Origin of the sequence: Nocardia spumae (assembly GCF_020733635.1) — a bacterium.
Taxonomy (GTDB): domain Bacteria; phylum Actinomycetota; class Actinomycetes; order Mycobacteriales; family Mycobacteriaceae; genus Nocardia; species Nocardia spumae.
Window position 1 is genome coordinate 2,568,283 of sequence record NZ_JAJFZL010000001.1, and the last position, 21,631, is coordinate 2,589,913.

General features: G+C 68.5%; 22 protein-coding genes and 1 pseudogene. 13 read left to right on the top strand and 10 right to left on the bottom strand.

Features of this window, described 5'->3' with window-relative positions:
* Positions 1-6: 6 nt before the first annotated feature.
* Both recX and LKD76_RS32320 read left to right on the top strand, forming a co-directional pair.
* Positions 7-699 (top strand): annotated as a pseudogene (recX, locus tag LKD76_RS11185) (recombination regulator RecX); the annotation flags it as partial.
* A gap of 159 nt (positions 700-858) precedes the next feature.
* Entirely contained in the window at positions 859-1,206 is a 348-nt protein-coding gene (locus LKD76_RS32320; RefSeq protein WP_372465980.1) for a hypothetical protein, read from the top strand.
* A 37-nt stretch (positions 1,207-1,243) separates the two neighbouring features.
* Here LKD76_RS32320 and LKD76_RS11195 read toward each other — a convergent pair whose 3' ends face one another.
* Positions 1,244-2,533 (bottom strand): MFS transporter, encoded by a 1,290-nt coding sequence (locus LKD76_RS11195; protein WP_227980958.1) that lies wholly within the window; start codon positions 2,531-2,533, stop codon positions 1,244-1,246.
* 182 nt (positions 2,534-2,715) lie between these two features.
* Between LKD76_RS11195 and LKD76_RS11200 the strand changes: the two genes are divergently transcribed.
* From LKD76_RS11200 to LKD76_RS11210, 3 genes are all read left to right on the top strand, one after another.
* Positions 2,716-3,018: an ArsR/SmtB family transcription factor gene (locus tag LKD76_RS11200; RefSeq protein ID WP_227980959.1), complete on the top strand. Its 303-nt coding sequence runs from the start codon at positions 2,716-2,718 to the stop codon at positions 3,016-3,018.
* Positions 3,019-3,088: 70 nt separating this feature from the next.
* The gene (locus LKD76_RS11205; protein ID WP_227980960.1) at positions 3,089-3,499 is read left to right on the top strand and encodes a hypothetical protein; all 411 of its coding nucleotides are present in this window, start codon (positions 3,089-3,091) and stop codon (positions 3,497-3,499) included.
* Positions 3,496-3,696 carry a DUF6186 family protein gene (locus tag LKD76_RS11210; protein WP_227980961.1) on the top strand — a complete coding sequence of 67 codons (201 nt, stop codon included), beginning with the start codon at positions 3,496-3,498 and terminating at the stop codon, positions 3,694-3,696. The genes LKD76_RS11205 and LKD76_RS11210 overlap by 4 nt, the downstream gene beginning before the upstream one ends.
* A gap of 135 nt (positions 3,697-3,831) precedes the next feature.
* Here LKD76_RS11210 and LKD76_RS11215 read toward each other — a convergent pair whose 3' ends face one another.
* The 4 genes from LKD76_RS11215 to LKD76_RS11230 all read right to left on the bottom strand — a co-directional run bounded on the left by LKD76_RS11215 (position 3,832) and on the right by LKD76_RS11230 (position 7,108).
* Positions 3,832-4,725: an amino acid ABC transporter permease gene (locus LKD76_RS11215; protein WP_227980962.1), complete on the bottom strand. Its 894-nt coding sequence runs from the start codon at positions 4,723-4,725 to the stop codon at positions 3,832-3,834.
* Positions 4,722-5,408 (bottom strand): amino acid ABC transporter permease, encoded by a 687-nt coding sequence (locus tag LKD76_RS11220; protein WP_227980963.1) that lies wholly within the window; start codon positions 5,406-5,408, stop codon positions 4,722-4,724. Before LKD76_RS11220 ends, LKD76_RS11215 begins: the two co-directional genes overlap by 4 nt.
* Positions 5,409-5,463: 55 nt before the next feature.
* Positions 5,464-6,297, bottom strand: coding sequence for a glutamate ABC transporter substrate-binding protein (locus tag LKD76_RS11225; RefSeq protein ID WP_227980964.1), 834 nt, complete (start codon positions 6,295-6,297; stop codon positions 5,464-5,466).
* Positions 6,298-6,379: 82 nt separating this feature from the next.
* The gene (locus LKD76_RS11230) at positions 6,380-7,108 is read right to left on the bottom strand and encodes an amino acid ABC transporter ATP-binding protein (protein WP_227985206.1); all 729 of its coding nucleotides are present in this window, start codon (positions 7,106-7,108) and stop codon (positions 6,380-6,382) included.
* A 306-nt stretch (positions 7,109-7,414) separates the two neighbouring features.
* Between LKD76_RS11230 and miaB the strand changes: the two genes are divergently transcribed.
* Together miaB and LKD76_RS11240 are read left to right on the top strand one after the other, a co-directional pair.
* Positions 7,415-9,010 carry a tRNA (N6-isopentenyl adenosine(37)-C2)-methylthiotransferase MiaB gene (miaB, locus tag LKD76_RS11235; protein WP_227985207.1) on the top strand — a complete coding sequence of 532 codons (1,596 nt, stop codon included), beginning with the start codon at positions 7,415-7,417 and terminating at the stop codon, positions 9,008-9,010.
* A 120-nt stretch (positions 9,011-9,130) separates the two neighbouring features.
* Positions 9,131-9,712 carry an Rv2732c family membrane protein gene (locus LKD76_RS11240; RefSeq protein ID WP_227985208.1) on the top strand — a complete coding sequence of 194 codons (582 nt, stop codon included), beginning with the start codon at positions 9,131-9,133 and terminating at the stop codon, positions 9,710-9,712.
* Between the two features lie 9 nt (positions 9,713-9,721).
* Here the strand turns inward: LKD76_RS11240 and LKD76_RS11245 are convergent, their stop codons facing one another.
* Together LKD76_RS11245 and LKD76_RS11250 are read right to left on the bottom strand one after the other, a co-directional pair.
* On the bottom strand, positions 9,722-10,123 hold the full coding sequence (locus tag LKD76_RS11245; RefSeq protein WP_227980965.1) for a nitroreductase/quinone reductase family protein: 402 nt from the start codon (positions 10,121-10,123) through the stop codon (positions 9,722-9,724).
* A gap of 20 nt (positions 10,124-10,143) precedes the next feature.
* Entirely contained in the window at positions 10,144-11,619 is a 1,476-nt protein-coding gene (locus tag LKD76_RS11250; RefSeq protein WP_227980966.1) for a DUF349 domain-containing protein, read from the bottom strand.
* A 208-nt stretch (positions 11,620-11,827) separates the two neighbouring features.
* Here LKD76_RS11250 and LKD76_RS11255 point away from each other — a divergent pair, with 208 nt between their 5' ends.
* The 6 genes from LKD76_RS11255 (at position 11,828) to LKD76_RS11280 (ending at position 18,578) form a co-directional block, all read left to right on the top strand.
* The gene (locus LKD76_RS11255; protein WP_227980967.1) at positions 11,828-12,628 is read left to right on the top strand and encodes a class III extradiol ring-cleavage dioxygenase family protein; all 801 of its coding nucleotides are present in this window, start codon (positions 11,828-11,830) and stop codon (positions 12,626-12,628) included.
* Positions 12,625-13,536: a tRNA (adenosine(37)-N6)-dimethylallyltransferase MiaA gene (miaA, locus tag LKD76_RS11260; protein ID WP_227980968.1), complete on the top strand. Its 912-nt coding sequence runs from the start codon at positions 12,625-12,627 to the stop codon at positions 13,534-13,536. The genes LKD76_RS11255 and miaA overlap by 4 nt, the downstream gene beginning before the upstream one ends.
* A 175-nt stretch (positions 13,537-13,711) precedes the next feature.
* Positions 13,712-14,635 (top strand): diaminopimelate epimerase, encoded by a 924-nt coding sequence (gene dapF / locus LKD76_RS11265; RefSeq protein ID WP_227980969.1) that lies wholly within the window; start codon positions 13,712-13,714, stop codon positions 14,633-14,635.
* Between the two features lie 74 nt (positions 14,636-14,709).
* Positions 14,710-16,317 carry a GTPase HflX gene (gene hflX / locus LKD76_RS11270; protein ID WP_227980970.1) on the top strand — a complete coding sequence of 536 codons (1,608 nt, stop codon included), beginning with the start codon at positions 14,710-14,712 and terminating at the stop codon, positions 16,315-16,317.
* Positions 16,318-16,390: 73 nt separating this feature from the next.
* Positions 16,391-17,278: a lysophospholipid acyltransferase family protein gene (locus LKD76_RS11275; RefSeq protein ID WP_227980971.1), complete on the top strand. Its 888-nt coding sequence runs from the start codon at positions 16,391-16,393 to the stop codon at positions 17,276-17,278.
* Between the two features lie 154 nt (positions 17,279-17,432).
* Positions 17,433-18,578: an acyl-CoA dehydrogenase family protein gene (locus LKD76_RS11280; protein WP_227980972.1), complete on the top strand. Its 1,146-nt coding sequence runs from the start codon at positions 17,433-17,435 to the stop codon at positions 18,576-18,578.
* A gap of 125 nt (positions 18,579-18,703) precedes the next feature.
* Here the strand turns inward: LKD76_RS11280 and LKD76_RS11285 are convergent, their stop codons facing one another.
* The 3 genes from LKD76_RS11285 to LKD76_RS11295 form a co-directional block, all read right to left on the bottom strand.
* Positions 18,704-19,261: a type 1 glutamine amidotransferase domain-containing protein gene (locus LKD76_RS11285; protein WP_227980973.1), complete on the bottom strand. Its 558-nt coding sequence runs from the start codon at positions 19,259-19,261 to the stop codon at positions 18,704-18,706.
* A 35-nt stretch (positions 19,262-19,296) separates the two neighbouring features.
* Positions 19,297-19,566: a hypothetical protein gene (locus LKD76_RS11290; RefSeq protein WP_227980974.1), complete on the bottom strand. Its 270-nt coding sequence runs from the start codon at positions 19,564-19,566 to the stop codon at positions 19,297-19,299.
* A gap of 461 nt (positions 19,567-20,027) precedes the next feature.
* Positions 20,028-21,551, bottom strand: a complete 1,524-nt coding sequence (locus LKD76_RS11295; protein WP_227980975.1) for an MFS transporter — start codon at positions 21,549-21,551, stop codon at positions 20,028-20,030.
* Positions 21,552-21,631: the final 80 nt, after the last annotated feature.

Sequence of the window (21,631 nt, forward strand, 5' to 3'; positions counted from 1 at the left end):
CGAGCGGTGGCATCGAGTTCTTCCGACGAGGTTCGGAGCCGTCCACACACCTCCGGCTCGCCTTCGCCAGCGGGTGCTGACGAGTTCGACGACGGATCGGGTGGCCGCTCCCGTCAGGGGCGGGGAGGGCGGCGTGGTTCGCGCCGGAGCACCGGCGCCGAGGGTGACAAGCGTTCCGGCGCATCGCGTTCCGGTCGTGAGCCGCAGGCCGGCACCGAGGTGCAGGCCAAGGATATCTGTCTGCGCCTGCTCACCGATCGCGCACGCAGCCGTGCCGAACTCGCGGACAAACTCGCGGCCAAAGGTTTCGCGCCCGAGATCGCGGAGCGGGCGCTGAACCGGCTCGCCGAGGTCGGGCTCATCGACGATGCCGCCTTCGCCGAACAATGGGTGCACTCCCGCCACACCTTCTCCGGCAAAGGGAAAAAGGTTCTCGCACAAGAGCTGCGCCGTAAAGGTGTGTCGGATACCGACGCCGAACCCGCGCTCGAGGCCATTACGCCCGCCGACGAAAGCGCCCGGGCCGCCGAACTGGTTCGCCGTAAGCTCGCGAGCCTGCCCGGCGATACGACACCGGACACGGTGACCGCGCGTCTGGTCGGCATGCTCGCGCGTCGCGGTTACGGCCAGTCCCTGGCCTATGCGGTGGTGAAGGACGAACTCGCCGCGGCCGCACGGTCATCCGCGATGGATCCGGATTCGCCGGCCGCCGGTGAGGTCGGCACCAGCGCGACGCCGCGCTCGCCGATCGGGTCGGACGCCTCGGATCGTGAGCGAGCGGCCGAGCTGGTGCGCCGCAAACTCGGCACACTGTCGCACGATGTGCCCCGGGACAAGGTGACCGCGCGCCTGGTGGGCATGCTCGCGCGTCGCGGTTACGGCCAGTCCCTGGCCTATGCGGTGGTGAAGGACGAACTCGCCGCGGCCGCCGAGGTCGATCCCGCCGCCTCCGACCCCGCTGCCTCCGATCCCGCCGCCTCCGACCCCGCCGCCTCCGATCCCGCCGCCTCCGAATCCGGCACCGAGGAGACTGCCGACCAGGCCGCCGAACTTGTGCGCCGCGCACTGCGCACCATGCCCTCGAATCTGACCGGCGACAAGGTGCGGAATCGGCTCGTCGGCCTGCTCGCCCGCCGCGGATACAGCAGCTCTGTCGCCTACGCCGTCGTGAAAGCCGCACTGGCCGACGGCGAGGCGCCCGGCTGAGGCGCACCCGGACGATCCCGTGCCGACCGTGTGTGGGTCAGGGGCGGGTGACTGCCCCGGTTTCCTCCGAGGGCGAGGATTCGCGCATCGCGGACAGTATCGCCGGCGTCGCGAATACGGCCATCGTGATCAAGACGATCCCGAAAATCGTTGTGCCCATGCTCAATCCGATCGCATCGCTGAGATATCCGGCGCTGACGGGAAGGAGACCCGCCGGAAGGTAGCCGCCGACGTTGAGCGCGGCATTGGCCTCGGCGAGGCGCCGCCCGGGGATATTCGCATTGAGCAGCGACAGCCCGCCCAACTGCCCGAGGCCCTGCCCGGCTCCGGCCAGCAGGGCCGCGGCGGCCAAGGCCGGAATCTCTCCGGTATGCACCGCTGTGATCAGCGAAATCATCGACACGCCGGTCGCGCCGATCGACGACAGCAGGATCGTGCGGCGTCCGAGCGCGCGCACCGCGAACTGAACACCGGTCGCGGTGAGGAACATGGCGAACGCCATGGCACCGGCCACAATTCGAGTGCCGGTGTGCAGCAGCCCGGACAGTAGGGCGGGCCCGAGCGACAGCACGAACGAGGTGGCGGTGATTCCCGGGGCGAATGCGGCGATCCCCGGCAGCAGATACCGCCCGGCTCCGCGCGGCACCGCCGGAATTCGAATCCACGCTCCCGAACTCGACGCCGGCGGCCGGGGGAGTGGCAGTCGCACCACGACGAGCAGAGCCGTTATCAGCAGCGCCGCCTCGACGGCGAAGACGAGTGTGGTCGGCGCGGGCAGGGTCTGTGACATCACCCCCGACAGCAGCGGTCCCAGGCCCGCGCCGAAAACCATCGCGCACGAGGCGATCAGGGCGGCTCGGCTCGTATCGCGAGACCCGGCCACATCGGTGACCGCCGCCATGCCGGCCGATACCGCGGCACCGACCGCTATTCCGGTGCACAGGCGCGCGATCATCAAGGCGGGCACCGTATTCGCCGAGGCGAACAGTCCGCAGGCGACAAGGGCCAGGATCAGCGCGGGCACCATGACGCGCCGGCGGCCCCATCGATCCGAGGCCAGCCCGGAAACCAGGAGTGATCCGAGCAGTCCCGCGATGTAGCAGGCGAAGACCACGGTCATCGTTCCCTTGGAGAACCCGATGTCGTGCTGCCACAGCACATACAGCGGCGTCGCCGCGTTCGACAGGATGAACACCGCGACCACCGGCCACGCGGCCAGCCACATCCGATAGCGCGGATTCGTGGTCTGCTCGGCCGCCCTGGCGGTGGGACGCGCGGCCGGGCCGGGGGGTTCGGGGTCGGTGCTCCGGGCATCGGTGACGGTCATGATTCAACTCCCGATCGATAGTACGAATATACTCGAACTGATACGAGTAAAGTCGAACTTAGCATCAGTACGATAGAATTCGAACTAGTGAGATCGGAGGAATGATGCCGGCGTCGTCGCCACACCGCTTCGCGAGACATCCGGAACCGGCCGCGGTGCCGCCGCCGTTGGCGGAACCCGCTGTGGACGAGCTCCGCCTGGACACCGTGCTGGGCGCGCTCAGCGATCCGCTGCGGCTGCGTATCGTGCGTGAGCTGTTGTTGTCCTCGGAGGCATTCGATCATCCGTGTGGCTGGTTCGGCATCGACCGGCCCAAATCCTCGCTGACCCATCACTTCAAGGCTCTGCGCACCGCCGGAATCCTGCGTCAGCGCCAATACGGCCTCGAACGTCGCAGCCAGGTCCGCATCGATGATCTGCAATCGCGATTTCCGGGTTTGCTGGACCTGGTCGCGAACTGGACGCCGGAGACGGCGCAGCCGTAGCGCGCGGCGGTCGGCACGGTATCCGCTCGTCCTGAGGGCCGGACGGGATCGACCGTCATATGCTGCGCGCATGACCACCGATCGAAGCGGCATGCGCCTGTGGGGGCGGCGTGCCGGCCGGGTGGCCGCCTGGCTCGCGCTGTCGGCCGTGGGTGCGAGCACCCGTCCGTTCGGTGTCGCCGCGACGGGATTGGTGGCCGGCGCCGCCATCGTCGCGGTCGTTTACGCGGTCCGGGGCGGGGCGCGCGACCTCTCGTTCACTCCGCGGTTGCGCCGGGGCGTGGCGGGATGGTCGATCCTGCTGGCGGCCTTGCTGGCATGGGAGCTGTTCGCCTGGACGCGTCAGCCCGCCCTGCTCGTCCCCGATCCCTCCCACCCCACCCTGTCGACACTGCTCAGCCCCTGGCTGGAGGAGGAGCCGGGGCGATTCATCGGATGGCTGGTCTGGTCGGCCGCCGGATGGTGGCTGGTGCGGCCATGACCGATCGGGTGCTGATCGTCACCGGTTTCGCCGTACTCATCGCCGTGCTGGTCCTGGCAGCGGTGGCGATACGCCTGCGCCGTCTGTCCTGGGCCGCCCTGGGCGAGACCGTTCGCTACCTGACCCGGACCGCGCCCGCCCGGATCGCCGCCGTGGTGGTGTGGGCCTGGCTCGGCTGGCATTTCCTGGCGAGATAGCGACCCGGTTGGACACCCATCCCCGGCCGCCGCGAGTGGCGTGGCCCGGCGACCGGGGTGGTGCTCGTTCAGCATCGAATATCGACGACAACGGGTCGAGGGTTGTGCTCGGCGCGAGCACAACCCGGCCGCGGGCTAGGAGGCTCGGCCGACGTCCACACCCGGGGCCGCGTCGGTGAGAACCGAATCGACGCCCAGGACGGTCCGGCCCCGCCGGCCCGACCGCAGCCGGTGTTCCAGACGGGTGGCCACGAAGGTCAGCGCCCAGTTCAACGCGATCATGACGATGCCCACCACGATCAACGCCGGCACCGTGTTCTGCTCGGCCGCGCCCAGCTGCTGACCCTGGCGGACGATCTCCTGATACGTGATCTGATACCCGAGTGCGGTGTCCTTGAGCGCCACCACCATCTGCGAGATGAGCGCCGGCAACATCGCCGTCACCGCCTGCGGCAGCAGGATCAGCCGCATCATCTGTCCCTTGCGCAGGCCCAGTGCCTGTGCGGCCTCGCTCTGCCCGCGCGGGAGCGACCGGATACCCGACCGCACGATCTCGGCGATGACCGACCCGTTGTACACGGTCAACGCCACGACCACCGCGGCCAGCGCCAGCTGATCGGAGACGAAGAGATTGTTCTTGGCGAACCAGTTGTAGAGGAAGATCATCAGGATCAGCACCGGAATGGCGCGCGCCACTTCGACGATCGCTCCCGCCACCCAGCGCACGATGCGATGATCCGATAACCGCAACAGTCCGAAGACGATTCCGATCACCAGGGCGAACACGATCGACAGCGCCGCGGCCACCAGCGTGCCACGCAGACCCGGCAGAATGTAGGTCTGCCAGACCTCGGCCTGGATGAACGGCTTCCACTTCTCGGCGGTCAGCTGTCCCTTCTCGTCGAAGGCGCGCCACACCAGCCAGCCGATCCCCACCAGCGCCGCCGCCACCAGCACCGAATACGCCCGATGGCGGCGCCGTGCCCGCGGGCCCGGAACGTCGTAGAGGACCGAGGTGCCGGCGCTCATCGCTTCACCTCGAATCGTTTGGCCAGCCAGCCGAACAGCAGACCGGTCGGCAGGGTGAGGATGACGAAGCCGAGGGCGAAGATCGCGCCGATGGCGAGGATATCGGCCTCGGTCTCGTTCATGGATGCCATCAGCGCCGCCGCCTCGGCCACCCCGATCGCCGAGGCGATCGTCGAATTCTTCGTCAACGCGATCAGGACACTGCCGAGCGGGGCGATCACCGAGCGGAATGCCTGCGGCAACACCACATGCCGCAGATTCTGTCCGAAGGTCAGCCCCAGCGATCGGCCCGCCTCCGACTGCCCCAGCGGCACCGTGTTGATACCCGCGCGCAGGGATTCGCAGACGAAAGAGGCGGTGTAGACGCTCAATCCGAGTACCGCGAAACGAAAGTTGTTGGTGGGCAGAAAATCCAGGCCTGAGCTCTCACTGGCGAGTTCGATACCCAGGGTGGTGTAGAGGCCGAGCGAACAGAACACCAGGATCAGCGTCAGCGGAGTATTGCGGAAAATCGTCACGTACGCCGTGCCGATCCACCGAGCCACCGGAATGGGCGACACCCGCATCGCCGCCACCAGGGTCCCGATGATCAGCGCCCCGACCGCGGAGAATACGGTCAGCTTGATGGTCACCCAGAAGGCATCCCACAGCTGACTGTCGTATCGGGAGATCAAATCGAACACGGGTGGGCCGTCCCTTTCTCCGCTCCGCACCCGTATCGGTGCGGGGCAGGCTCGATCAGTAGCGGTCGACCTGCGGCGGGCTCGGGATCTGGAAATCGGCACTGCCGAAGTTCTGCTGCAGCGAGGCCTTCCAGGATCCGTCGTTGATCATCGACTCGATGGCGTCGTTGATCTTGTCGCGAGATTCCTTGTCGCCCTTCTTCAGGCCGATTCCGTAGTTCTCGGTCGTGAACGGCTGACCGACCACTTTCAACTGGCCGGGCGACTGCGCGGCATATCCGGCCAGAATGATGTTGTCGGTCGTGACCGCGTCCACCGCACCCGATTTCAACGCCTCCACGCACAGCGAATAGGTGTCGTACTCCTGCAACTGCACGTCGTTGGCGAAATTCTTCTGGATGTTCTGTGCCGGTGTGGAGCCCTTCACCGAGCACAGCTTCTTACCGCCCTTCAGTGATTCCGGGCCGGTGACGGTGGTGTTGTCGGCGCGCACGAGCAGCGACTGCCCGGCCACGTAGTACGGTCCCGCGAAGTCGACCTTCTGTTTGCGCTGATCGGTGATGGAGTAGGTGGCGACCACGTAGTCGACCTGCCCGTTCTGAATCAGTGTCTCGCGCTGCGCCGACGGCGCCTCCTTGAAGGAGATCTTGTCCGGGGGAACCCCGAGTTTCCCGGCGACGTAGCGGGCGACATCGACATCGAATCCGGAGAACGACCCGTCCCTGTTGCGTAGGCCCAGACCCGGTTGGTCGAACTTGATACCGATGGTGAGTTCGCCCTCGGAGGCGTGCTGAGTGGCGGTTTTGTTGCTGCCACCGCCGCATCCGGTCGCGACAACCGCCACGGCCAGTGCGCCGATTCCGAATCGCAGTGCTCGGGGAATCCTCATCGAATGCCTTCTCTCTGGTGCGGGGCAGGGGTGCTGGGCGGTGCGACGGGAGCGGTCGGGTCACCGCGGTCGTGAACGGTGATCAATGGCTCAAGATCTTGCCCAGAAAGTCGCGGGCGCGCTCGGAAGCGGGTGCGGTGAAGAAGGTTTCGGGGGGCGCGTCCTCGACGATCGCGCCGTCGGCCATGAACAGCACCCGATCGCCGGCTCGGCGCGCGAAACCCATTTCGTGCGTCACCACCAGCATGGTCATCCCCTCCTTGGCCAGCGACACCATCACCTCGAGGACCTCGTTGACCATTTCGGGATCCAAGGCCGAGGTGGGTTCGTCGAACAGCATCACCTTGGGATTCATCGCCAGCGCCCGCGCGATGGCCACTCGCTGCTGCTGACCACCCGACAGTTGCGCCGGATACTTGTCGGCCTGATCGGCGATTCCGACGCGTTCGAGCAGTTCCATCGCCCGCGCGCGGGCCTGCTTCTTGTCAATGCGCCGGACCTTCACCGGCCCGAGGACCACGTTGTCGAGGATCGTCTTGTGCGCGAACAGATTGAACGACTGGAACACCATGCCCACATCGGCGCGCAGCTTCGCCAGCGCCCGACCCTCGTCGGGCAGAGCGACCCCATCGACGGCGATGGTGCCGGTATCGATGGGTTCGAGCCGGTTGATCGTCCGGCACAGGGTGGATTTCCCGGACCCGGACGGGCCCAGGACGATCACCACCTGTCCGCGCGGGACTTCGAGATTCACCTCGCGCAGTACGTGGAGTTCGCCGAAGTGCTTGTCCACGTTGCGCATCGAGATCATCGGTGGGGCGGCAGCGGCGCCGGGGGATGCTCCGGCCGCGGTGCCGGCTTCCGACTCGGCGGTGTTCCCAGCCCCGGTTATACCGGGGCTTGCGTCGGCGGCATCGGTCATGGGAATCGACCCTAGAGGGGTTTCGCGCGGAATGCGCTCTTTTCGCCTGTGCGTCGTGCCGTCGCAGCCCGGCCTTAACCCGCTGGTGACCTGGGGAAGAGGCCGGGTGACCGGGGTCACTCCGGAGACGGTCGTGGCCACCGGGGTGGGCGTCCGATTTCGCGAAGCGTCTACCCTGGACCCGTGAATTCGTCCATGCAGGTTGCAGCGCATTCGGCTGCGGGACGCGCCCCGGGCTCGCCCATCGATCCGCAGCCGCTGCGGACCTACGAGGTCCGGACCTACGGCTGCCAGATGAACGTGCACGACTCCGAACGGTTGTCGGGCCTGCTCGAGGACGCCGGATACATCAAGGCCGACGGCGGTGAGACCGCTGACCTGGTGGTGTTCAACACCTGCGCGGTGCGCGAGAACGCCGACAACAAGCTCTACGGAACGCTCGGCCATCTCGCGCCGATCAAGGCCGAGCGTCCCGGAATGCAGATCGCGGTCGGCGGGTGCCTGGCGCAGAAGGACCGTGACACCGTGGTGCGCAAGGCGCCGTGGGTCGACGTGGTGTTCGGTACGCACAACATCGGTTCACTGCCGGTTCTGCTCGAACGCGCGCGCCACAACGGGCAGGCGCAGGTCGAGATCCTGGAATCGCTCGAGGCGTTCCCGTCGACGCTGCCCGCGCGGCGCGAATCCGCCTATGCCGGTTGGGTGTCGATCTCGGTGGGCTGCAACAACACCTGCACCTTCTGCATCGTGCCCTCGCTGCGCGGCAAGGAGGTCGACCGCCGGCCCGGCGATGTGCTGGCCGAGGTGCAGGCGCTGGTCGATCAGGGTGTGCTCGAGGTGACCCTGCTGGGGCAGAACGTCAATTCCTACGGCGTGAACTTCGCCGAACCCGCACTGCCACAAGGGCATCCGGCGGAATTCGCGACCGAGCAGCGTGATCGGGGCGCCTTCGCGAAATTGTTGCGCGCCTGCGGCGCGATCGATGGGCTCGAGCGGGTGCGCTTCACCTCACCGCATCCGGCGGAATTCACCGACGATGTCATCGAGGCGATGGCCGAGACCCCGAACGTGTGCCCGCAGCTGCACATGCCGCTGCAATCCGGCTCGGACCGGGTGCTCAAGGCGATGCGGCGCTCCTATCGCAAGGACCGTTACCTCGGCATCATCGAGAAGGTGCGGGCCGCGATGCCGCATGCCGCGATCACCACCGACATCATCGTCGGATTCCCGGGCGAGACCGAGGAGGATTTCCAGCAGACCCTCGATGTCGTGCGCCAGGCGCGCTTCACCAGCGCCTTCACCTTCCAGTACTCGATCCGACCCGGCACTCCCGCGGCCACCATGGCCGGCCAGGTGCCCAAGGCCGTGGTGCAGGAGCGCTACGACCGGCTGATCGAATTGCAGGAGCAGATTTCGCTCGAGGCCAATCGCGCGCTGGTCGGGACCGAGGTCGAACTGCTGGTCGCCGACGGCGCGGGGAAGAAGAACGCGGCCACCGCCCGGATGAGCGGACGGTCGCGGGACGGCCGGCTGGTGCATTTCCGGCCCGCCCCCGATGCGGGAATTCGGCCCGGCGATATCGTCACCGTCGATATCACCGGCGCGGCGCCGCACTATCTGATCGCCGACGGGCCCGTGCACACCCACCGCCGCACTCGCGCCGGTGACGCGCACGAACGCGGTGTGCTGCCCAAGACCGCGCCGATCGGCGTCGGGCTGGGATTGCCGCGCATCGGCGCTCCGGCGCCGCTGCCCGCGGCCTCGGCCTGCGATTCCGGCTGCGGAGCGTGAGCACCGGCGATGAGCGAACGCGGAGATGAGGATCGCCCGGAGGAACCGGAGCGGTCCGATCGCGCACAGCATCCGCCGCGGCCCGGACCCGACGGTGCGACCGAGTCGAATGAGGAGAGCATGAACCCCGGCGAATCGAAGGTTTTCGAACAGTTCCGCGGCGATCTCGAGGCCGTCGAACGAAAGATCGCCGGTGAGATCGATCCCGGCTCGCGGGCCATGGTGGTCGCGGTGGCGGTGTTCGTCCTGCTGCTGTCGCTGGTGCTGCCGCACGCCGGGCATGCGCGCGGCCTGGATGTGGTGCTCTACGACGCCACCGCGCAGGCCGAGCACATCGGGTTGCCGTCGCGGGTATTCGAATGGTTCGTCATCGTCTTCGGTATCGGCTTCTCGTCGCTGGCGCTGGTCACCCGCCGCTGGGCGCTGGCCTGGGTGGCGGTCGCGGGATCTGCGGTCGGCAGCGTCTTCGGCGTGCTGTCGATCTGGCACCGGCAGACTCCGGGCCTGGGCAACTATCACGGCGCCGGACCGGGGATCGGCCTGATCCTGGCCGCCCTCGCGATCATCGTGCTCACATTCCACTGGATCCGCGTGGTGTGGAGCCGCACGGCACTGCAACTCGAGGCCGAGGAACGCCGCCGCGCCGCCGCCGCCGAACAGGAGGAGCGCGATCGGCGCCGCCTCTTCGGCGAGGACGGCTGATCCGGCCGTTCAGCGGTGCACGGCGACCACCGGGATGGTCCGGCTGGTCTTGCGCGCGTGGTCGGCGAAGAACGGATACAACCGGGTGAGCTCGGCCCACAACCGGTCGTATTCCGGACCGTGCAGGGGTGTCGCGGTCGCGGAGTAGCTGCGCTCGGCCAGCTCCACCGTCACGGCCGGATCGGCGACCAGATTCAGGTACCAGTCCGGATGTTCGGGGGCGCCGACGTTCGAGGCGACCACCAGGATGCGGTCGCCGTCGGGGTGGAACATCATCGGCGTGGTGTGGGCCGTCCCGGTCCGGCGTCCGGTGGTGGTGAGCAGCACCAAACGGTCCCGATGCATGCCCTCGATCGGGTCACCGGCCCGGAACTGCTCGATGACCCGCCGATTGATCGCCCGTACATTCATGGCCGGCTCCTCGTTCGGGTTCAGCGCCGGCTGACCGCGCCCTCGGCCGCGTCGGCCCACTCGCGCCATTGCTTGGCCTGTTCCAGCGCCTTCTCGGCATCGCGGGGGCGACCGGCGGCCTCGGCCTTCGCGGCCTGCTCCTCGAATTGCGCGACGCGTTCACGGAACTGGGCCGCGCGTGCCATCGCCTCCGGATCGGTCCGCCGCCACTGGGCGTCGACCGCCTCGCGTACCCGCTTCTCCAGCGCGCGCAGCCGGCCCTCGAGCTCGTGCATGCGCTCCCGCGGCACCTTGCCGATCCGGTCCCACTTCTCCTGCAGTTCGCGCAGGGCGGCACGGGCCGAATCCAGCGTCGCGGAATCGGGTTCGATCCGCTCCGGGATGCGGTCCTCGTAGCTGTGCAGTAGCTCCTCCTTGGCGGCCGCGTTCTCCCCGAATTCGGCGTCGCGCTCGGAAGCGGCGGCATTGCGGGCGGCGAAGAACACGTCCTGCGCGCTCTTGAAACGCCGCCACAGCTGCTCATCGGCCTCGCGGGGCGCGCGACCGGCGGCCTTCCACTCGGTGAGCAGATCGCGGAAGACCGCGGCGGTGCCCACCCAGTCGGTGGAATCGGACAGCTCCTCGGCACGCACGCACAGGTCTTCCTTGCGGGTCTTCGCCGCCGCGCGCTCGCGATCGAGTTCGGCGAAGTGCGCGCCACGGCGACGGTTGAACGCCTCCCGCGCCTTCGAGAACCGCCGCCACAGTGCGTCGTCGACCTTGCGATCGACCCCGCGAATGGACTTCCACTCGTCGAGGATTTCGCGCAGCCGATCACCGGCGGCCTTCCACTGGGTGGAGTCGGCGGCGATCTGCTCGGCCTCCGCGCACAGCGCTTCCTTGCGCTCGGTGTGCTCGTGCCGCGCGCGTTCCTTCTCCTCCTTGGCGTGGGCGGCCGCCTCGTCGGAATGCTCGATGATGGCCTGCAACCGCTGCGCCAGTCCGTCGACATCGCCGATCACCGCCGCGGTGGGCAGCGATTCGGCGAGCGCGACGGCGGCGGTCTTGGTCTTGCGGGCATCGGTGCCGGCCGCCAGCCGCGCCTCCAGCAGGGCCACCTCGGTCGCCAGATCGTCGAAGCGGCGGCCGAAATGGGCCAGCCCCTCGGCGGCATCGCCGGCCTGCCACGAGCCGATCTCGCGCTCACCGGTGGCGGTCTTGACCCATGCGGTGCCGTCGTCGTCGACCCGGCCCCACTCGCTGGGATCGGTGACCGTGGGCACCACGACCGGATGCGGATGCTCCTGCGCCGGGCCGGGGACGGGAGCGGGTTTGACGTGATGGGCCGCCGAGCTGGGTTTCGGCGCCTGCGGCTTGGGTACCCCGGGGCGTGGCGCCGCGCCGGGCTTGGGGGCGGCATCGGCCGGGGTGGGACGCTTGGCGGCAGGATCACTGGACTGCTGCGAAGCGCCGGTTTCCGGATGCACTGCCTTCTCGGTTCCGCTGTTGTCGGTCATCGCTCCTCATCCCTGCCGCGCGTCACGGCTGCCTGGTTACGCCCTAGCAGATCCCATTCAACCAGCCAATAGACAGAATTGCCCTCTCTTACCGGCGGTGGCGTGCACCGAGTGAAAGCTGTGAGTGGTGGGGAGGGGGCTGTGCGTGGTGCGCGGGTGCCGGAGGTGGCCCGGGGGACACCGGGACCGGGGCCGCTACGGTTGACGAGTGTTCCGTGTCGCCGCGCTGATTCCCTCGCCACTCGTGCTGGTCCCCGAATTGGCCGGTGGGGTGCCGCTGAACGATCCCGGACATCCGGCCGTGCGGGTGCCCGACCTCCGCGAGTCCGTCCTGCGCGCCGGCCGGATTCTCCGGGAGCAGGCCCGGCACTGGGCCATCGTCGGCGCCGGCACCGGACCGGTGCCCACGGGTGTCGGCGGCTTCGGGGGATTCGGGGCGGACGTGCGGGTGAGCCTGTCGGCGCACGAGCCGGACGCCGAGCCGGATCCGGCGTGGCCGACCGCCCTGCTGGTCGGTGCGTGGTTGCGCGGCCGGATCGCCGCGGAGGGCGCCGGGACGGGCGGTGGCGAAGCAGACGACGGCGAAACAGACGATATCGAGGCGCGCGCCGTCCCGGTCGACCCCGACGCCGATTCCGGGCGGTGCGTCGAACTCGGGGCGCGGTTGCGGGCGTGCCTGGACGCCGATCCGAATCCGCAGGCGGTGCTGGTGGTAGCCGACGGTGCCGCGACCCTGTCCACGACGTCCCCGGGCTATCTGGATCCGCGGGCCGCGGCATATCAGCGCCGCATCGACGACGCACTCGACGGCGGTGACCGATCGGCGCTGGGCGAGCTGGATCCGCACCTGTGCGCCGATCTGGATATCGCGGGCCGCCCCGGCTACCAGGTGCTGGCCGGGTTGTTCGGCGGCGACGACGCCGACCCGAAGGTCGAAACCCTCTATCGGGGAGCGCCTTTCGGAGTCGGCTATCACGTATCGGTGTGGTATCCGGCGGGCGCGCGATGACCACGCCGATCGCCGTCATCGGCCCGACCGCGACCGGGAAGTCGGATCTGGCACTGGAACTGGCGGTGCGGCTCGGCGGCGAGATCGTGAATATCGATGCCATGCAGCTGTATCGCGGTATGGATATCGGCACCGCGAAGCTGCCCCCGGAATTGCGGCGCGGCATCGCGCACCATCAGCTCGACGTGCTCGAGGTGACCGAAACCGCCACCGTCGCCGCCTATCAGGCCGCGGCCTGTGCCGATGTGGAGGACATCCGCGCCCGCGGGCGAGTGCCCGTCATCGTCGGCGGTTCGATGATGTACGTGCAAGCGCTGCTGGACGATTGGGAGTTCCCCGCCACCGACACCGGTGTCCGCGCGAAATGGGAGGCCGTGCTCGAGAGCGAAGGGGTCGCCGCGGTCCACGCGGCGCTGCGCGAAGCCGACCCCGTCGCGGCGCGGACGATTCTGCCGACCGACGGACGGCGGATCGTGCGCGCGCTCGAGGTGGTGGAACTGACCGGGCGCCCCTTCGCGGCCTCACAACCGCAGCGCGGGACGCCGCGATGGGGCACCACCATCATCGGTGTCGATCGCGAGACCGCCGAACTCGACGCTCGCATCGAACTGCGGACCGCGACCATGTTCGACCAGGGTTTGGTAGCCGAGGTGCACGACCTGATCGGCCGCGGGCTGCGCGCGGGCCTGACCGCTCGCCGGGCCATCGGATACGCCCAGGTGCTGGACCATCTCGACGGCGAATACGACCTGGAGCACGCCCGCGAACGCACCCTCATCGGCACCCGCCGCTACGTGCGCCGGCAACGATCCTGGTTCCGCCGGGACCCGCGGGTGCGCTGGGTCGACGGCGCCGATCCGCGGCTCGTGGATACGGTGCTGGACCGGGTGGTCTCCTCGGCGGACTGATCCGGCCGGATGCGCTCGCGGGCCGCGCGGGTACCGGTGTTCCGGCGCTCGCGGGCGCCGAATGGGGGCGGGACGAAATCTTCCGGCAGCGGCTGGTGTTGGATCGAGACGGTGCCGAGGGATCGGCGACCGGTGCGGACGGGTGGAGGATCGACTTCGTGGAGGATCGACTTCGATGAGCGAGCAGACCGAACAGCTGGGTTCCGGTCCGGCTGATGTCGAATTCAGCAAGGGCCACGGCACCCAGAACGATTTCGTGGTGCTGCCCGATCCGGATGCCCGGCTACGGCTGGCCCCCGACGTCGTGGCGGTGTTGTGCGACCGCCGGCAGGGGATCGGCGGGGACGGTGTGCTGCGGGTCGCCCGGGCCGGAAGTCTGGTGGCCGGCGGTGAGCTCGGGGCGCTGCCCGACGGGGTGACGGCAGGCGACTGGTTCATGGATTACCGCAATGCCGACGGTTCGATCGCGGAGATGTGCGGTAACGGCGTGCGGGTCTTCGCCCACTATCTGCTGGCCACCGGCCTGCAGCGGGAGCCGGAGTTCGTGGTCGGCACCCGGGCCGGCGCGCGGGCCGTGGTGGTGCACTCCTTCGACGAGGTGTACGGCGAGGTCACCGTCGATATGGGCCCGGTCCGGATCCTCGGCGAATCCACCGCGACGGTCGCCGGCAGCGCCCTGCCGGGGATCGGTGTCGATGTCGGCAATCCGCATCTGGCCTGCGTCGACCCCGCTCTCACCGCCGATGGTCTGGCCGCCCTCGATCTGAGCGTGCCGCCCGGCTTCGATCCGGAGTTGTTCCCGCACGGGGTCAACGTGGAGATCTTGACCGCGCTCGGCGCCGACGGTGCGGTCGATATGCGGGTCTACGAGCGCGGCGTCGGCGAAACCCGTTCGTGCGGAACGGGAACGGTCGCCGCGGCGGCCGCGGCCTTGACCCGCGCGGGCTTCGTCCCCGCCGAGGAGACCGCGCAGGTGCGGGTGCGGGTGCCCGGTGGCGCGGTCACCGTGGGCATCGAGCAGGGCCGGGCATGGTTGCGCGGCCCGTCGGTGCTGGTCGGCTCGGGCCACTTGGCCGGGGCCTGGTGGGCCGGCGCCTGAATACCGCATGAGCTGGGCGGTGCCGGAAATATCCGAGTGCGCCGGGTGGTTGTCGCGTGGGAGCATGGAGGTGTATGAGGAAATCAGAAACGTACGAGTTCACCCCGGTCGAGCAGCTCGACTCGGAGGCGGACGGCTACGCAGACCAGGATTACAGCATCGGCGATGACGATGCCGACAACAGCGTGACCGACTACGACGACGGCACGGTGGACGGTGAGGGTTACACCCGCCGCACGGGCTGGTCCGCCGAACCCACCGTCGGTGAATTTCAGCTGGACGAACGTAGCGCCCTGCGACGCGTGGCGGGTCTGTCCACCGAACTCACCGATATCACCGAGGTCGAGTACCGGCAGCTCAGGCTGGAACGGGTGGTGCTGGTCGGGGTGTGGACCGAGGGCAGCTCCGCTCAGGCCGACGCCAGCATGGCCGAATTGGCGGCCCTCGCCGAAACCGCTGGATCGCAGGTGCTCGATGCCCTGATCCAGCGCCGCGACAAACCCGATCCGGCCACCTACATCGGTTCCGGTAAGGCCGACGAACTGCGCGCCGTGGTTCTGCATACCGGCGCCGATACCGTGATCTGCGACGGTGAATTGACCCCCGCTCAGCTGAACGCCCTGGAGAAGGTCGTCAAGGTGAAGGTTATCGACCGCACCGCGCTGATTCTGGACATCTTCGCGCAGCACGCCACCTCCCGCGAGGGCAAGGCCCAGGTGTCGCTGGCGCAGATGGAGTACATGCTGCCGCGGCTGCGCGGCTGGGGTGAATCCATGTCCCGCCAGGCCGGTGGCCGCGCCGGTGGCGCGGGCGGCGGCGTGGGTACCCGTGGTCCCGGTGAGACGAAGATCGAGACCGATCGCCGCCGGATCCGCGAGCGCATGGCCAAACTGCGCCGCGAGATCAAGGAGATGAAGACCGCCCGCGACACCAAGCGGTCGCGGCGCACCTCCAGCGGTATTCCGGCGGTGGCGATCGTCGGATACACCAATGCCGGTAAGTCGAGCCTGATGAACGCGCTGACCGGAGCCGGGATCCTGGTGCAGGACGCGCTGTTCGCCACTCTGGATCCGACCACCCGCCGGGCCGCCCTCGACGACGGCCGCGAGGTGGTGTTCACCGATACCGTCGGCTTCGTGCGCCATCTGCCCACCCAGCTGGTGGAGGCGTTCCGGTCCACCCTCGAGGAGGTCACCGGGGCGGATCTGCTGCTGCACGTGGTCGACGGTTCCGACGCGCTGCCCGATCAGCAGATCAAGGCGGTGCGTGAGGTGATCACCGATGTGCTGCGGGAGCAGGGCGCGCAGTCCTCGGGGCCGCCGGAACTGCTGGTGGTGAACAAGATCGACGCACTGGATCGGACCCAGCTGGCGCACTTGCGCGCGCAGCTGCCGGATGCGGTCTTCGTCTCGGCGCGCACAGGATACGGAATCGATCGGTTGCGTGATCGGCTGGCCGAGATCCTCGGCGGGCTCGATGTCGAAGTGAGCGTTCTGCTGCCGTACACTCGCGGTGATCTGCTCGCGCGCATCCACTCCGACGGCCGCATCATCAGCTCCTCGCACGAGGAGGGTGGTACCCGGGTGCGGGCTCGGGTTCCCCGGGCCCTGGCGCCGACTCTGTCGCAGTACGCGCACGCGAGCACCGTCAGTGGTGCGGAAGCAGCGGGGCCTTCGCACTGAAGTCTCGTAGTTCGTGTGCCACAGTCGTGTCCGGTGGATCGGTCTCACCGCGGACGGCTGCAGGGAGGGTGCAATGTCCGGGAACGATTCCACACATGTCGATGTCGCCGCCGACCGCCCGCCGGTAGCGCTCAGTGACGGGGCGCCGTTGCGAATGACGGTGCCCCGCAGTGATCTTCGCTTCTTCGACGCGTTGTCGGCGCCGGTACGACTGTGGAACAGTCCGGTCTTCCACGGGCTGGACAACATTCCCGCGACCGGGCCGGCGATGCTGGTGGGCAACCACACGCTGCTCGGTGGTGTCGACGCCCCGCTGCTGGTGCACGAGATCCATCGCCGCACCGGCCGCGTGGTGCGCGGACTGGCCGAGAACGTACTCATGCGGGTGCCGCCGGTGCGGGAGATGGTGCATCGGATCGGCAGTGTGCGCGGCTCCCGCGACAACTGCCGTACCCTGCTCGACCACGGTGAGGCCGTGATCGTCTTCCCGGGCGGCGGCCGCGAGGCCATGCGCCGCAAGGGTGAGAAATACCACTTGAAATGGGAGGGGCGCACCGGCTTCGCGCGGATGGCGATCGAATCCGGCGTCCCGATCCTGCCGACCGCGATGATCGGCGCCGACGATGTCTTCGATGTGGTCTTCGACGGCGATCATCCGGTGATGAGCCCGCTGCGCTGGACCGTCGAGGCGCTGGGGATTCGCGGCAATCTGACACCGCCGCTGATGCGCGGCATCGGGCCGACCATCGTGCCGCGCCCCGAGCGGTTCTACTACTCGATCGGCACGCCCATCGATCCCGCCCCGTGGCAGGACGCTCCCGATCTCGATGCCGCGGCCGTCGAATTGCAGCGGGTCGTGCACAAGGCGCTGGAAGAGGAGATCACGCATCTGCTGGCCGAGCGCGATCGCGATCGCGGGCGGACGCTGTGGGGGCGGGTGCGCGGCGCCGTCGGGATCTGATCAGGTTTACCCGGGTTCAGGGTGCTCCTACTCCTCACTTGAATGCTTTCTGCACAGGCAGGGGAGTTTTTTTGGAGGTGAAGTGAACCGCGATTCCACTTCCGGGTACCGTATGTGGCAGGCGAGTTGCCACTGTGGTCACTAGGAGGTTGGCGTGGAGCGCACCCTTTTCGAGCCCGAACACGATCTGTTCCGGGAGTCCTACCGTAAGTTTCTGGATCAGCATGTGGCGGCCAACCACGCACGCTGGGAAGAGTCCGGTGTGGTCGACCGGGAGCTGTGGCTGGAAGCGGGTAAGCAGGGCTTCCTGGGGATGGCCGTACCGGAGGAGTTCGGCGGCGGCGGGGTGAAGGACTTCCGCTACAACGCGGTGATCACCGAGGAGACCACCAAGGGGCAGTACTCGGGCCTGGGCTTCTCGCTGCACAACGACGTCATCGCGCCGTACCTGCTGGAGCTGGCCAACGATGAGCAGAAGCAGCGCTGGCTGCCCGGGTTCTGCTCCGGTGAGATCATCACCGCCATCGCGATGACCGAGCCGGGCACCGGCTCGGATCTGCAGGGCATCAAGACCCGGGCGGTCCGCGAGGGCGACGACTGGGTCATCAACGGCGCCAAGACCTTCATCACCAACGGCATCAACTCCGACATCGTGATCGTGGTCGCGCAGACCGATCCGGAGAAGGGGGCGATGGGCTTCTCGCTGCTGGTCGTCGAGCGGGGCATGGCCGGATTCGAGCGGGGCCGCAACCTCGACAAGATCGGCCTCAAGGCCCAGGACACCGCCGAACTCAGCTTCACCGATGTGCGGGTGCCGGCCGAGAACCTGCTCGGCACCGAGGGGATGGGCTTCATCCACCTGATGCAGAACCTGCCGCAGGAGCGCATGTCGATCGCGGTGATGGCCGCCGCGGCGATGGAGGGCTGCCTGGACACCACCATCCAGTACGTGCGCGATCGCAAGGCCTTCGGCAAGCCGATCGGCGCCCAGCAGAACACCCGCTTCGTCCTGGCCGAGCTGGCCACCAAGACCACCGCGGTGCGGGTCCTGGTCGATCGCTTCATCGAGGCGCTGAACGCGGGCACGCTGTCGGCCGAGGACGCCGCGATGGCCAAGTGGTGGAGCACCGAGGAACAGCTCGACCTGATCACCAAATGCCTGCAGTTGCACGGTGGTTACGGCTACATGCGCGAGTACCCGATCGCCAAGGCGTACATGGACGCTCGCGTGCAGACCATCTACGGCGGCACCACCGAGATCATGAAGGAGATCATCGGCCGTTCGCTGAAACTGAGCTGATCGGAGTTCGGCGGTTCGCCTCCGACAGCGGCGGCCCTCGCCGGCTCTCCGGCGGCGGCCGCCGCGCGATACTCATCGCGGTCGATCAGCCGCCCGCGATCCCGGGTGATCCGGAAGTGCCCATGTCACTTCGCGCCTAATTCGGTCTCGATCGCGGAGCAGAACGCGTCCAGGTCACGCGGATTGCGGGAGGTGATCAGCGTCCAGCCGTCCCGCGTCCGCACCACCTCTTCGTCGACCCACTGGCCGCCGGCGTTGGTGATATCGGTACGCAGTGACGGATACGACGTGAGGGTCTTGCCTCGCACCAGGTCCGCCTCCACCAGCAGCCACGGCCCGTGGCAGATCGCGGCGACCGTCTTACCGGCCGCGGCGAATCCGCGGGCCAGATCCACGGCTTCCTTCGTGATCCGCAACTTGTCGGCGTTGACCGTGCCACCCGGCACCACCAGGGCGTCGAAGTCGCTCACCGTGGCCGAGGCCAGGGTGATGTCGGGGTCGATGAGGGCGTCGGGTTGGGTGTCGTGGACGAAGGTGTGCACGGATTCGGCGCCGGGCGCTGCATGGGTCACGCGGATGCCGTTGTCGCGCAGACGTTTCAGCGGCACCTCGAGTTCATCGCGTTCGATGCCGGTCTGGGAGGTCGCCACCAGGACGGTCGGTTCTCGGCCGGATTCGCTCATCGGGTCCCCCTTTTCGGGATTGGCCGGGTTGTGGTTCATACGCGTCGGATGCGAATGGCGGTGTTGAGCAGCTCGGCCTCGTGGTGTAGTTCCTGCTGGTCGGGGTGGTCGCCCAGCCGGTCGGCGAGTTCCGGGCGCCGGATCAGCTCCAGTCCACCCGCGTCGTCGCCGCCGTCGGTGGCCAGCCGGATCCGGTCCTGTGTCAGCACGAGGCGGGTGCCGGGGCGGCCCGCATCCAGCAGCATCCGCAGATCATCGGTGGTGATCTGCGGGCGCATGCGGTGGGTCTGCTCATCGGATGTCATGGTCGGCGTATGCCCGGAGCCGGTGCGCTGAAACACCGGCCTGCGGGATCGGTGGACGGGGATCGGGACCCGGCCCGGGCGGGTCGGGCAGCGGGTCGGGCGTCGGCCCCGGAATCGGGCGGCCCGGATCGGGTGGTGGTCCGGGAACCGGATCCGGTGGCACCGGATGTCCGGGGTCCGGCGGTGGGTGCCCGGGGATCGGATCGGGTGTCGGCCCGGGGAGCGGGCGGCCCGGATCCGGGGGCGGTTCGGGGGCCGGCGGCGGAGTGCCCGGATCCGGAATCGGCTCGGGCGGTACGGGTTCGGGGACCGGAGGCGTACCGGTCCGGATCGGATGCCCTGTGGTATCGCTGTTCATCTCGGCTCCTGGTGGAAATACGTCGCGTCTGCCTGTCGCAGTACCCGCCGGCGGCTACTCGAATCAGTGCGCGGTACCGATCGCGCGCGACAGCCGCGCCGGGTCAGTGCCGAGCTGTCGCGGTGGTGTGGCGGGGGATGAGGATCGCTGTGAGTATCGCGACCACGAGGACCACACCCGCCGCCGCGTAGGAGGTGACGGTGAGTGCGGAATCGAATGCGGCCGCGGCGATCTCGTGCACCCGGTCGCCGAGGTCGCCGCCGATCTCGCCGGCGACGGCGATGGCGCCGCCCGCCGATTCCCGGGCGGTGGCGGCCTGTGCGCCGGTGAGCGGCACATCGGCCATGTGCCGGGTGAACAGCGCTCCGTGCACGCTGCCCAGCAGGGCCACGCCCAGGCCGTTGCCGAGTTCGTAGCTGGTTTCCTCGACGGCCCCGCCCTGTCCGGCGCGTTCGGGTGGGACCGAGGAGACCAGTACCGCCGCGGCCGTGGTGACCGCGATACCGTCGCCGATGCCCAGGCAGACCAGTACCAGCGCGATCACCGCGTAGCTGGTGGGCTCGGGGGATATCGCCAATCCCGCGAAGCCGGCGGCGAGCACGACGAGGCTGCCGACCATGACGGTGCGCACCCCCGTGCGCCGCAGCAGTGCGGGGGTGATCAGCGATCCGACCAGAGTCGCGACCGCCGCCGGTGCCGTGCGCAGTCCGGCTCCGGCGGGAGAGTAGCCGTGAATGTATTGCAGCCACAACGAGATGAGGAACAGTGCCGCGCCGATCGCGATCATCGCGATGAGCGTCGCCAGCGCCGCGGCGAGGAAGACCGGCCGGCGGAACAGCCTGATGTCGAGCAGCGGATCGATCAGCCGCAACTGCCTGCGCGCGAACCAGATCAGCAAGGCGAGCCCGGCCAGGAGGACGAGCACGTTGAGTACGACCTCCTCGCCACGTGCCAGATGTTTGACACCCCAGACGAATCCGATGATGCCGAGCACCGACAGTGGCACGCTGACCCAGTCGAACGGGGTGGTCGACGGCGCCCGGTACTCCGGCAGCAACCACAGCCCGGCGGCGAGGGTGAGGAGCACGACGGGCACATTGATCCAGAAGGCGGCCGCCCAGCCGAAGTGTTCGACCAGCAGTCCACCGACGATCGGGCCGACCGCCGCGCCCACACCGGCGATCGCGGCCCAGATGGCGATCGCCCGGGTGCGTTCGTGCGGATCGTGGAAGATGTTGCGGATCAGCGACAGGGTGGACGGCATCACCATCGCGCCACCGATCGCCAGCAGCACCCGTCCGCCGATGAGCTGGCCGGTGACCCGAGAGGTGGCCGCCACCACGGAAGCCAGGCCGAACAGGGCGAATCCGAACAAAAACAGTCGCTTGCGACCGATCCGATCACCGATCGCGCCGAAGGTGATCAGCAGTCCGCCCAGCACCAACCCGTAGATGTCGACGATCCACAACTGGGCCACCGCGCCCGGTTGCAGATCGGCGATCAGGGAGGGGAGGGCGACGTTGAGCACGGTGGCGTCCATGGCCACCAGCAGCAGGCTCGCGCACAGCACGGTCAGCATGCCCCACCGGCCACGCACGGGAACCTCTGTCCGGGATCGATCGATCATCGGGCCTCCCGATTCCGAAGGAGCTCTGCTACCTGCGGGCAATCCTACAAACAGGGTGGTCGGGACGATGGTGCCGACGG

Coding starts and splice junctions, on each gene's coding strand:
- LKD76_RS32320 (WP_372465980.1), top strand. CDS start 859: ATGCTCGCGCGTCGCGGTTACGGCCAGTCCCTGGCCTATGCGGTGGTG.
- LKD76_RS11195 (WP_227980958.1), bottom strand. CDS start 2,533: ATGACCGTCACCGATGCCCGGAGCACCGACCCCGAACCCCCCGGCCCG.
- LKD76_RS11205 (WP_227980960.1), top strand. CDS start 3,089: ATGACCACCGATCGAAGCGGCATGCGCCTGTGGGGGCGGCGTGCCGGC.
- LKD76_RS11210 (WP_227980961.1), top strand. CDS start 3,496: ATGACCGATCGGGTGCTGATCGTCACCGGTTTCGCCGTACTCATCGCC.
- LKD76_RS11215 (WP_227980962.1), bottom strand. CDS start 4,725: ATGAGCGCCGGCACCTCGGTCCTCTACGACGTTCCGGGCCCGCGGGCA.
- LKD76_RS11225 (WP_227980964.1), bottom strand. CDS start 6,297: ATGAGGATTCCCCGAGCACTGCGATTCGGAATCGGCGCACTGGCCGTG.
- LKD76_RS11230 (WP_227985206.1), bottom strand. CDS start 7,108: ATGATCTCGATGCGCAACGTGGACAAGCACTTCGGCGAACTCCACGTA.
- miaB (WP_227985207.1), top strand. CDS start 7,415: ATGCAGGTTGCAGCGCATTCGGCTGCGGGACGCGCCCCGGGCTCGCCC.
- LKD76_RS11240 (WP_227985208.1), top strand. CDS start 9,131: ATGAACCCCGGCGAATCGAAGGTTTTCGAACAGTTCCGCGGCGATCTC.
- LKD76_RS11245 (WP_227980965.1), bottom strand. CDS start 10,123: ATGAATGTACGGGCGATCAATCGGCGGGTCATCGAGCAGTTCCGGGCC.
- LKD76_RS11250 (WP_227980966.1), bottom strand. CDS start 11,619: ATGACCGACAACAGCGGAACCGAGAAGGCAGTGCATCCGGAAACCGGC.
- miaA (WP_227980968.1), top strand. CDS start 12,625: ATGACCACGCCGATCGCCGTCATCGGCCCGACCGCGACCGGGAAGTCG.
- dapF (WP_227980969.1), top strand. CDS start 13,712: ATGAGCGAGCAGACCGAACAGCTGGGTTCCGGTCCGGCTGATGTCGAA.
- hflX (WP_227980970.1), top strand. CDS start 14,710: ATGAGGAAATCAGAAACGTACGAGTTCACCCCGGTCGAGCAGCTCGAC.
- LKD76_RS11275 (WP_227980971.1), top strand. CDS start 16,391: ATGTCCGGGAACGATTCCACACATGTCGATGTCGCCGCCGACCGCCCG.
- LKD76_RS11285 (WP_227980973.1), bottom strand. CDS start 19,261: ATGAGCGAATCCGGCCGAGAACCGACCGTCCTGGTGGCGACCTCCCAG.
- LKD76_RS11290 (WP_227980974.1), bottom strand. CDS start 19,566: ATGACATCCGATGAGCAGACCCACCGCATGCGCCCGCAGATCACCACC.
- LKD76_RS11295 (WP_227980975.1), bottom strand. CDS start 21,551: ATGATCGATCGATCCCGGACAGAGGTTCCCGTGCGTGGCCGGTGGGGC.